Below are 10,524 nucleotides of genomic sequence, written 5' to 3'. Positions count from 1 at the left end.
TAGGGCGTGTTGCTAAAGGGTTTCAAGCTTTGGGTGCGCCAGTCTTGAGGGGTGTCGCGTGATGTCATCTCGGACGAGGTCTGGGCCGTGATCGGCCCGCTGTTCCCTGCCCCGAAGTCCACGGGTCGGCCCCCGGTGGATCGGCGCGCGGTGGTCGAGTCCACCGCGTGGCGCTTCCGCACCGGAGCTCCGTGGCGGGATCTGCCCGAGCGGTTCGGGAACTGGAACACGATCTACAAGAACTTCAACCGGTGGGCCGCCCAGGGTGTGTGGGAGCGCGTGCTCGAGCGCACTCAGTCGATGGCACAGCAGGCTGGCGAGCTGGATTGGGTGGCCTCGATCGATTCCACGATCGTGCGCGTCCATCAGCACGGGGCGACCCTGCCCCGCCCCACAGGGGGCCCTGATGAACTACAAGAAATCCGGGGACGAGCCGGCTGATCATGCCATCGGACGCTCCCGCGGCGGTCTGACGACGAAGTCTCATCTGGTCTGTGATGGCAAGGGCAGGGTGCTGGCGTTCGTGGTGACCGGCGGGCAGGTGGCGGACACCTCGATGTTGGCCACCACGCTGGAGCTGATCAGCGTGGCCGGCGCCCGTGGGCGGCCCAGGGCGCGGCCTGACCGCCTGATTGCGGACAAGGGCTACCCCTCGAAGGCGAACCGGTCTTGGCTGCGCCGGCATGGCATCGCGGCCACGATCCCCGAGCGGGCCGATCAGATCGCGCACCGGCGCCGCCGCCCAGGAAGACCGATCGACTTCGGTGAAGACCAGCGCCAGCGCTACCGGGGACGCAATGTCGTGGAGCGGTGCTTCAACCGGCTCAAACAGTGGCGAGGAATCGCGATGCGCTCGGACAAGTACGCCCGGAGCTATCACGCCGGGCTCTGCCTCGCCGCGACACTGCATTGGCTGACTACTACCCTTTAGCAACACGCCCTAGGACGAGGACGAGGAGAGCCAGGACCAGGCCGCGGCGGCCGCCGTGCCGACCGAGCCCGAGGACATCACCCCCGAGCCCCAGGACCAGACCCCGGCCGTCGTCGCAGTCACCGAGACCGCAGGACCCGCCGAGCCCGAGCCCGAGCCCGAGCCGGCCGCGACCGCCGAGCCGGCGCAGCAGGAGGCGGCCACCGATCTCCACGACACGTCCCCCGCGGAGGACGAGGACGAGGACGAGAAGGACGCCGCCCCCGAGCAGCTGGCCTCGACCGACCCGCAGAAGCAGATCGACCTGGACGCCGCACACCTGCTGGAGCAGGCCACCACCCAGGCCCCGATGATCCTGATGCTCGGCGAGCTCAAGCTCGTCGGCGCCCAGGGCCAGGCCCCCGTCACCGCGGCCACCGGCGAGGTCTCGACGACCCAGACCGCCCGCTGCGTCGCCCTGGCCGCCTACCTGGCCCTGCACCCCGGCGCGAGCGCCGAGGCCGTCCACGCCGCGTTCTGGCCCACCCAGCGCTCCGACGGCAAGTCCGCCTCCAGCAACCGCAACAAGCTCACCAGCCAGACCCGCCGCCTGCTCGGCCAGGCCGCGGACGGCACCCCCTACCTGCCCGCCGTGGGCAGCGAGGGCTACCGCGTCCACGAGGACGTGCTCACCGACTGGCAGGTCGTGCAGTCCCTGATCGGCGATGACCCCGTGAAGGCCTCCACCCCCGCCCTGGTCGCCGCCATGCGTCTGGTGAGGGGAGTGCCCTTCGAGCACGCCAAGGCCTCCAACGTCGCCTGGGCCGAGGCCCTGGTCCAGGAGATGGTCCAGACCATCTGCGACGCCGCCCACGAGCTCGTGGCCCGCTCCCTGGCCGCCGGCCACCGCGAGCACGCCCAGCTGGCCGCCCGCGTCGGCCGCGCGATCGACCCCGCCAACGAGGCCGCCTGGCGCGACGCTCTGGTCACCGAGGCCGCCGCCGGCAACCACACCGAGGTCACCCGCCTGATCGAGAAGCTCTACTCCTACCTGGAGTCCTTCGAGGAGGACCTCGAGCCCGAGGTGGAGACCACCGCCCTGATCGAGGAGCTGCGGGCCCATGGCTACCGTGTCGCCTGATCTCCACGACACGTCCCCCGCGGCCACCGACCCCGCGCCGGCGCCCTACACGGTGCCGCCGCGGACGGTGCGCACCCTGATCGGCCCCGGCGGGGCCCTGGCTGCCCTGCTGGGCATCGCCGGCGCCGCGGTCGCCGGGCTGCCCGTGCTCATGGTCCACGCCGCGCTCGCCCTGATCGCCCTGGCCTGCCTGGGCATCTACATGGCGCGCGTGGACCGGGCCCACCGGCTCATCCCGAACTGGGCCGTGGCCGCCCTGGGCGCCATCAACCTCGGCGCCGCGGTGGGGCTGCTGGTCACCGGCTACGGCGCCTGGGCCCTCCAGGGGCTGGTGGTCACCGTGATCGCCGCCGTCGTGCTGATGGTGATGCACCTGATCGGCGGCACCGGCATGGGCGACGTCAAGCTCGTCACCGTGGCCGCCCTGGCCATCGGCGCCCACGGCCCCGGTGCCTGGGTGCTGGCCATCCTGGCCAGCTACGTGCTCGCCGCCCTGTTCGGTGCGGTACCGGCCCTGCTGCGCGGCCAGCGCAAGACTCGCGTGCCCATGGCCCCGTACCTCGTCGCCGGGCACGTGCTCGCCTTGCTCGCCGTCCTGGGCTACCTGGCATCCTGACCAGGTGCCCCGCACCTTCTCCGCCCGCGACCGCCGTGCGCTGACCGGCCTGCTCACCGCCGGGCTCAAGCACGCCCAGCTCGACGACCTCACCGCGGCCCACCCTGTTCCCGGCGACCCTGGCCACGACTCCGGCAAGGCCGGTCGCGTGGGCCTGATCGTGGCCACCTGGCTCGCCAGCGGCGACCACACCGGACTCACCCGCGCCCTCGAGCTGCTCGAGACCGCCAAGCTGCCCCCGGCCCGCCACGCCGACCTCGCCCGCCTGCAACGGAAGGCCGGCCTGGACTCCACGCCACAACCCACGCCAGAAGCCGAGCCAGAAGGCACCCTCGCCGCGGATGGTGCGACGGAGTCGCCGCTGCCGGCCGCGCCGGCCGAGGAAGCGGCGCCGGCCGCATCTCCGCGACACGTCCCCCTGGTCCTCCTCCAGGACCTGGCCGAGGACCATCCCGCGGTCCAGGCCCTGCTGGCCGCCGGCCTCGAGGTCGGGCACCTCGAGCACACCTCGACGATCCCCGCCGACGCGTTGCTGCTGCACCCGGCGCATGAAATCTGACCCCGGAACGGGGAGGGACATCAGCGCCGGATGCCGGCCTTATGGGAAGTGAGGGCCGGCCACGGCCCCGACCATCTCCCTGACCGAGGAGCACCCATGTACACGATCTACACCAGCCCCGGTTGCGGCCCCTGCATGGCAGTGAAGGCCCACCTGCGCGCCCACAAGATCCCGCACACCCTCGTCGACGTCTCCCAGGACCCCGCGGCCGTCGAGAAGCTGCGCAAGATGGGCTACTTCCGCGCGCCGGTCACCGTGGACGAGGCCACCGGGGAGCACTGGCACGGCTACCTCCCCGACCGCTACGCCTCCCCGGCCCCAGAGGCCGCGCCGGCCGCCGACATGCAGGCCACGATCGACCTGGGCCCCGTCGAGGCCGGAGAGCACGTGCTCTGGGACCCCCACCAGGGTCACCTGCTGATCATCGGCGACCGCGACAGCGGCAAGAGCGTGATCCAGCGCGGGATCATGGAGACCGCGGTCTCTGTGGGCTGGCAGGCCTGGGGCCTGGGCCTGCCCGGGGAGCTGGACAAGGTCGAGGACCATCGGTACGCGCAGGTGGTCACCGCCGACGTCAGCGACCAGCTCGAGCGCATCCGTGCCGCCAGCGAGCTGATGCGCGAGCGCTACCACCTGGTGGAGGTCGCCTCCCTCGCCCAGGAGAGCCCCGAGCCCTTCCAGCCCATCGTGCTCGTCCTGGACGACTACGCCCATCTGCGCCAGCGCTGGGCCGACCTCGCCCCGGCCGGGGAGCACGAGGCCGACGTCGCCGAGAACCTCCTGCTGGGCATCCATCGCCTGGGCCGCTCCGTCGGGATCCACCTGTCCGTCTCCTGCCACGGCATCGCCCACCACCTCGGCCAGTCCCTGGCCGCCGGCTCCACCGTGGTGCACACCTCGCTCTGGCGCAGCTCCCTGGAGACGGAGATGGCCCATGCCAGGTGACCGTCGCCGCCTGGCCCGCCACCGCAGCCGCCACTGCGGCGCCTACACCCTGGCCGCCGAGCTCGCCCTGCTGGCCCACGCCGGCCAACCGACCCCGGAGGCCGGCACCGACGATCTCCACGACACGTCCCCGCCCGCGGTGCTGCCCGGCCAGCTCGACGCGCTGGACCTGCTCCCTACCGAGGAGGCTTAGAGCAATGTAGGATTGCTCTAACTGTCAGATCGACCGGAGGTCCCCATGGCCTACTCCAACCGCGAGCGTCCCGGAGGTCGCGCTGGCCTGCGCGACAACACCCCCACCACGTTCCGCCCCGTGGCCTACCGCAACCTCGCCGCCCGCAAGAACCTGTGGGCGGACTACACCACGGGCCGGGGCGTGTTGGACAACGGGCAGGCGGTGCCGCCGAAGATCGGCCCGCGTCGGAAGAACCCGAACCTCACCGACATGCTCGACACTGCGGCCGCCGTCGGTGCGGACCGGATCTTCTTCACGGGCAAGACCCCGGTGGTCACGCCGGGCAAGCGCCACTGGCTGCTGGTGCAGACTCCCGGCTGGCTCGACGGAGGACACAACCTCGGCTCCCCGGCCACCGGCCGTTTCGAGCACCGCCAGACCGGCAAGCGCATGCTGGTGCAGTTCGTCTCCGGGTGGTTCGGCGACGCTCCGCTGAGCCCGGATCAGGCCCGCCTGGCCTGGCAGGCCACCGAAGGCATCATCGGTGCGCACTTCCGCGGAGCCAAGCTCATGGACAGCCCCACCGCCACCGGCGCCAACCTCTGGGCCCTGACCCTGCCGAAGAACCTCGAGCCGTACCCGCTGACCGAGGACATCGCCGAGGAGCTGCACCGCACCTCCGGCCAGCACCACGTCGAGCACCTCGTGGCCGGATCCTCCTCGGACACTCACCCGGACTGCATCCCCCTGCACGACCCGGCGAAGACCCCCAAGATCGACGGCTTCGCCTACGTCGACGGCCGCTTCATGTACGGAGCCATGTGCAGTGAGCTGGGCATCGGCCCCGGGTACCGGCTGCGCCGCGACGACACCGCGGACATGCTCCGGGAGAACCCCTACGCCCGCGCTCGCGTGCACGTGCAGTTCAAGGTCCCCGACACCTGGGACCACATCGGCCTGATCGGCGTCCAGCACGAGAAGGCTTCCGAGGGCTGGTACTGGCCCAACCGCCCCGGCGCCACCGGGAGCGCCTGGATCGACGCCGCCGAGTTCTTCGTCGCCGCCCGCCACGGCTGGCAGCTGGACCCCATCGAGTCCGTCGCGTTCACCACCGATGTCCCCGGCGCCCGCGACCGCGACCGGCGCGTGCGTGCACGCCCGCTGGACACCTGGAAGGACAACCTGGTCAAGGCTCGCGCCGCCGTCGCCGGCGACCCGCTGATGGACGAGATCATCAAGACCGCCGTCTCCGCGGCACTGCGCTCGATCCTGATCAACACGATCGGCAACTTCGCGGCCCGCGGGCGCGTGCAGACCCACATCACCTTCGACCCCAAGGAGGTCCCGGCCAACGCCCCCGACGTCAAGCAGCACGGCAAGGCCTTCATCTGGACCACCAAGCCGCGCTTCGACGGCCAGGCTCAGCGCTACTACCACCCCGAGTTCGCCGTGCAGGTCTGGGGCCGGGCCCGGGCGCGCATGCTCTCCGGACCCATGGCCGGTGGCCTCCAGGGCGGGGCCCTGCACGTGCCGGCCCACACCCTGCTGGGCGTGCGCGGCGACGCGATCTACACCACCGAGGTCCCCTCCTGGTCCCTGACCGAGGAACGTGGCGGCGGCGATGACGGCCGGGTGGGACGCATGCGCCTCCAGGGCTACGTCCCCGGACCGCTGAAGATTCCCGCCGACGAGACCGCCCGCAACAGGCTGCGCGCCAAGGCCGCGCGCCTGGGCGTGGACGCCGCCTACTCCGAATACGAGATGCAGGCCGCCCCCGTCGACGGGACGGACTACCTGCCCGGCGACGACGAGCAGGAGGCCGACGGTGAGTGACCCGGCACAGCTGAGCCCCGCCGAGCTCGTCACCCGGGTGCGCTCGGCCTACGGACTCACCTGGGCCGAACTCGGCGCGGCCATGAACCGCTCCCCGCGCATGATGCAGAAGATCGCCCGCGGGGAGACCTCGGGTGAGTCCTACCGGGACGCGCTGACCGAGCTACACGAGACCGGCGCCGTCTCCAAGGCACCCCGGCGTCGACGCAACGCCGCCGGCAAGCTCGTGCCCGTGCGAGCCAAGCGAGGTGCCAAGAAGCCCACCGTGGTCCCCAAGGACACCCGGCGCGGGCCCTCCCTGACCCGCCACTCCACCACGACCACCCACCTGCCCGACGGCAACCGCATCGTGCGGATCCAGCTGCCCAAGACCGTCGGATCGCCCGAGCGCGGGGCCGGCCTGCACGCGGCCCGCATGTCCATCGTCAACGTCGCCCGCGGCGCCCGCCACCAGGACAAGCGCGTGCACATCCGCGCCACCGTGGACATCGGCGGCGGCCGCACCCGCACCTTCGACGTCGGCTCCAAGGGCGGCTACCTGGCCGCCGACGTCGTCTCCGACGTGCGCGACCGCAACGGCGGGGACATGGGCGGATGGATCGCCTCCCAGATGGGCGACCGCTACGCCCGCGACGCCGTCACGCAGGGCCAGCTGGTGGGACTGTCCGTGACCAGCTTCAACGCCGTGCGCTCCAAGGAGGAACGCGTGGCCCAGGATGAGGCCGGCGCCCGCCGGTGGGGACGACGAGGAGGACGCACCCGATGGGGATGAATCAGCACGAGAAGCCGGCCCCGCCGGCACGCCGGTGGGACGAGGCCCTGGACCCCCACGCCCACCAGGGCCCCTACCGGCCCCCCGCGGCACTGCTGGACATCCTCGCCCGCGCGGCCGGGGCCAACTCCTACGAGGCGGCCACCACCGCCGTGCGCCACCGCGCGGCCAGTGCGGCCACCGAGCTGCACGAGGCGGGCCTGGACCCGCGGGTGATCGGCCTGATCGCCGAGCCGCGGGTCAACGAGCTGCTGGGCGTGGCCGAGCGCTCGGCCCGCTCCCTGCGCCAGCGCGACCGCCAGTTCCCCGAGCCGGTCACCCGCGGCCGGCTCTGGTGCGAGCCTGACGTCGTCGACTACCTGGCCTTCAAGCACGAGACCTCCCCCCGCCCCGGAGCGCTGCACAGCGCGCGTGTGGCCCAGCGTGAGCAGGCCCAGACGCGCGGAGCCCGCCCCTAGACTGACCGGCATGAGCGAGGACTTCACCGACGGCACCGGCCTCTGCCCCCACTGCGGGCACCATGTGGCCGCGACCTACGCCGGCAAGATCCAGGTCAGCCCGCGGTGGGACATCAACTACGCGCGACGCTCCTCCGTGGATCCGGCCTCGGCGGCCCGTATGCCCGAGGCGAGGGACACGATCGCGGGCTACGCCTGCCAGTTCTGCCAGGGACCGATCGCCTTCCTCGAGCACTGGCAGAAGGTCGAAACCGACGCCGCCGGGCATCCGTCTCTGGAGCGCGTCAGACGGACGATGATCGTCCCGGCCAAGCCCCCGCGGCAGCTACCCGAGGCCGCCCCAGCGGGCGTCGCCTCGCTCTACGAGGAGGCCAGCATCTGCGAGGACGCCGGGGCACTGCGCGCCGCCGGCGTGCTCTACCGCGCGGCCACCGAGGAGATGGTCAAGGACCAGGGCGGCACCGGCCGGGACCTCAAGGCCAAGATCAACAGCCTGACCCCGCGGCTGGACGCCGAGGTGCTGGAGGACCTGCACGAGTCCCGCATCGTGGGCAACGACAGCATCCATGCCGGCGTGCAGTACGCCGCCGAGGAGATCGCCGACGTCGCCGAGCTGCTCTGGGAGGCCGCCTTCGTCCTCTACGAGCAGCCGGCCCAGAAGGCCAGCATGCGCGCGGCCCGCAAGGCTCGCCACGACGCCGCCCGCGGCCCGCGCGCGGCGTCGTGATCCCGGTCTACGAGCCGCCGGCCTTCCGCAGCCCCGAGGAGGTCCACTCCGCGCTCTACCAGGACGCCCCCTACGTGCGGGTCATGCTCCCCGACCGGGGACGGGTCGATGCGATGGCTGCCCGCTGGTCGAGCACCCATGTGCTGATCGCCTGGGAGGAGCCGCCCAGCACCGAACGGTTGCAGGCATGGGTGCCCGCTGGGTGGGTCACCCGCATTCGGGCAGAAGAATCGGCCTGGCGCGCCCCCTACGGGCGCACGCACGGCTAGGGCGTGTTGCTAAAGGGTTCCAAGGGGTCGATGCCTCAGTCTTGAGGGATGTCGCGTGACGTGATCTCAGACGAGGTCTGGGCCGTGATCGGCCCACTGCTCCCGGAAGCGAAGACCACCGGGCGCCCGCCCGTGGATCGGCGCACGGTCGTGGAGGCCACCTCTCGGGCAGATCCCGCAGCGGGGCGCCGTGGCGGGATCTGCCCGAGAGGTTCGGGAACTGGAACACGATCTACAAGAACTTCAACCGGTGGGCTGCCCAGGGCGTGTGGGAGCAGGTGCTGGAGAAGACCCAGTCCATGACGCAGGCGGCCGGGGAACTGGACTGGGTCGCCTCAATCGATTCCACGATCGTGCGCGTCCATCAGCACGGTGCGACCCTGCCCCGCACCACAGGGGGCCTGGATGAACTACAAGAAATCAGGGGACGAGCCGGCTGATCATGCGATCGGACGTTCCCGTGGTGGCCTGACGACGAAGAATCATCTGGTCTGTGACGGCAAGGGACGGGCTCTGGCGTTCGTGGTGACCGGCGGCCAGGTCGCGGACACCTCGATGCTGACCACCACGCTGGAGCAGATCAGCGTTGCCGGAGCCCGTGGCCGGCCCAGGACACGCCCGCAGAGACTGATCGCGGACAAGGGCTACCCCTCGAAGGCGAACCGGGCTTGGCTGCGCCGGCATGGCATCGCGGCCACGATCCCCGAGCGGGCCGACCAGATCGCGCACCGGCGCAGACGCCCGGGCCGGCCGATCGACTTCACCGAAGACCAGCGCCAGCGCTACCGGGGCCGCAATGTCGTGGAGCGGTGCTTCAACCGGCTCAAGCAGTGGCGAGGGATCGCGATGCGCTCGGACAAGTACGCCCGGAACTATCACGCCGGGCTCAGTCTCGCCGCGACGCTCCACTGGCTAGCGACCATCCTTTAGCAACACGCCCTAGGCCCCACCCCGTGGCGGAAGCAGTTGGAGGTGCCCGCCCGGCCTCGAGCGGACACCACCCCCTGTCGAGGACCCTGCGGGACCACGCTGGTACGTCAGCCGGCGTGCGCTGGACAGGTGTCCGCGTGGTCCTGTGGATGGACCGGCGCAGGAGAACATGCCCCTGGGGCACGTCGCCGGCGCACGTCGGTGAGGCCCGAAGGGAGAGGAGTGCGACACGATGTGGGAGCCACCGGTCGTGGGAGGCAACGACGACGGCTCGGGGTAGTCCGGGTCGCCGCCATGGGGTCGGAAGGGAAGAGATCAGCTCAAGCCGTGGCGGGCGGCGAACGGGTCCCGGGAGCTGTCCGTGTGGGGCTCGTACTCTGCGCGGCGTGTGGCCGCTTCGGCGACGGCCTCGCCATGCAGCTCGGTGATCAGTGCGGCGGTCATGTCCATGCCTGCGGCTACACCAGAGGACGTCCACCGGTTCCTGTCCTGGACCCACCGGGCCTGTGCCTTCCAGTCCACGTGCGTGCCGAAGCCGGCGGCCCACGTGAAGGCACGTTTGTTCGAGGTCGCCTGATGGCCCTCGAGCAGACCGGCCGCGGCGAGGAGAGCCGAACCGGTGCACACGGAGGCGAGGATCTGCGCTGTGCCGGCCACATGCCGCAACCAAGTGAGGAACTCCTGGTCGTGCACGAGCCGCCGGGTCCCCTGGCCGCCGGGGACCAGCAGGATGCCGGGCTGGGCGAGGTGTGCGTAGGCGAGGTCTGCGACGACCTGGGCGCCGTGGGAGCTGGTGACCGGGCCGGGCTGAGGGCCGACGTACTCCACGCTCACTTGTGGGACCAGCCCGAAGAGCTCGGCGGGGCCGAAGACATCCAGCAGTTCGAAGCCCTCGAAGAGCACGATGCAGACACGACGTGGTGCCGGGGGAGTCGCCGTCATGTCGCCCATCCTCGCACCGGCCGGCAGCACAGGGTGTTGAACGCCGGGTTCGGTGGAGGATGATTCGCTGCGCTATCCCCGGTGCCGAGTCCTCGTTGGGCCAGCCCCGCGCCGTCAAGTCGGGTATACCCACTAGGCGCATGTGTCAGAGCCAGTTGGGTGCTGCTGGACAGAGGTGCCAGGGTGCGATCTTGCTTGACAGGGTTGCCCATCATCGCGCTCGACGGATTCGTCGATCCGGCCTTCT

At 71.4% G+C, this 10,524-nt stretch carries 11 protein-coding genes and 2 pseudogenes; 12 read left to right on the top strand and 1 reads right to left on the bottom strand.

Annotated elements, in window-relative coordinates:
* Positions 1-51: 51 nt before the first annotated feature.
* From J1M40_RS02660 to J1M40_RS02605, 12 genes and pseudogenes are all read left to right on the top strand, one after another.
* Positions 52-931 (top strand): annotated as a pseudogene (locus J1M40_RS02660) (IS5 family transposase).
* Between the two features lie 55 nt (positions 932-986).
* Positions 987-2,051, top strand: coding sequence for a bacterial transcriptional activator domain-containing protein (locus J1M40_RS12855; RefSeq protein WP_206450439.1), 1,065 nt, complete (start codon positions 987-989; stop codon positions 2,049-2,051).
* Complete coding sequence (locus J1M40_RS02650) at positions 2,032-2,667, top strand: A24 family peptidase (RefSeq protein WP_143741627.1); 636 nt, start codon at positions 2,032-2,034, stop codon at positions 2,665-2,667. The genes J1M40_RS12855 and J1M40_RS02650 overlap by 20 nt, the downstream gene beginning before the upstream one ends.
* Before the next feature lie 4 nt (positions 2,668-2,671).
* Complete coding sequence (locus tag J1M40_RS02645) at positions 2,672-3,226, top strand: hypothetical protein (protein ID WP_087114229.1); 555 nt, start codon at positions 2,672-2,674, stop codon at positions 3,224-3,226.
* 96 nt (positions 3,227-3,322) lie between these two features.
* The gene (locus tag J1M40_RS02640) at positions 3,323-4,171 is read left to right on the top strand and encodes a glutaredoxin family protein (RefSeq protein WP_206450438.1); all 849 of its coding nucleotides are present in this window, start codon (positions 3,323-3,325) and stop codon (positions 4,169-4,171) included.
* Positions 4,161-4,364: a hypothetical protein gene (locus J1M40_RS02635; RefSeq protein ID WP_206450437.1), complete on the top strand. Its 204-nt coding sequence runs from the start codon at positions 4,161-4,163 to the stop codon at positions 4,362-4,364. Before J1M40_RS02640 ends, J1M40_RS02635 begins: the two co-directional genes overlap by 11 nt.
* A gap of 45 nt (positions 4,365-4,409) precedes the next feature.
* Positions 4,410-6,179 (top strand): hypothetical protein, encoded by a 1,770-nt coding sequence (locus J1M40_RS02630; protein WP_179205923.1) that lies wholly within the window; start codon positions 4,410-4,412, stop codon positions 6,177-6,179.
* Positions 6,172-6,951 (top strand): hypothetical protein, encoded by a 780-nt coding sequence (locus J1M40_RS02625; protein ID WP_087114233.1) that lies wholly within the window; start codon positions 6,172-6,174, stop codon positions 6,949-6,951. The genes J1M40_RS02630 and J1M40_RS02625 overlap by 8 nt, the downstream gene beginning before the upstream one ends.
* Positions 6,948-7,409 carry a hypothetical protein gene (locus J1M40_RS02620; protein ID WP_134377206.1) on the top strand — a complete coding sequence of 154 codons (462 nt, stop codon included), beginning with the start codon at positions 6,948-6,950 and terminating at the stop codon, positions 7,407-7,409. The genes J1M40_RS02625 and J1M40_RS02620 overlap by 4 nt, the downstream gene beginning before the upstream one ends.
* 10 nt (positions 7,410-7,419) lie before the next feature.
* On the top strand, positions 7,420-8,136 hold the full coding sequence (locus tag J1M40_RS02615) for a DUF4145 domain-containing protein (RefSeq protein ID WP_206450436.1): 717 nt from the start codon (positions 7,420-7,422) through the stop codon (positions 8,134-8,136).
* On the top strand, positions 8,133-8,405 hold the full coding sequence (locus tag J1M40_RS02610) for a hypothetical protein (RefSeq protein WP_123244365.1): 273 nt from the start codon (positions 8,133-8,135) through the stop codon (positions 8,403-8,405). The genes J1M40_RS02615 and J1M40_RS02610 overlap by 4 nt, the downstream gene beginning before the upstream one ends.
* A gap of 48 nt (positions 8,406-8,453) precedes the next feature.
* A pseudogene (locus J1M40_RS02605) lies at positions 8,454-9,335 on the top strand (IS5 family transposase).
* A gap of 315 nt (positions 9,336-9,650) precedes the next feature.
* On the opposite strand, the gene J1M40_RS02600 reads toward J1M40_RS02605, so the two are convergent.
* Positions 9,651-10,277, bottom strand: a complete 627-nt coding sequence (locus tag J1M40_RS02600) for a DJ-1/PfpI family protein (RefSeq protein WP_206450435.1) — start codon at positions 10,275-10,277, stop codon at positions 9,651-9,653.
* Positions 10,278-10,524 lie beyond the last annotated feature (247 nt).

The sequence above is a fragment of the Micrococcus sp. KRD026 genome, from assembly GCF_017168445.1.
GTDB lineage: Bacteria > Actinomycetota > Actinomycetes > Actinomycetales > Micrococcaceae > Micrococcus > Micrococcus luteus.
This window is presented reverse-complemented; position numbering and strand designations above follow the sequence as displayed.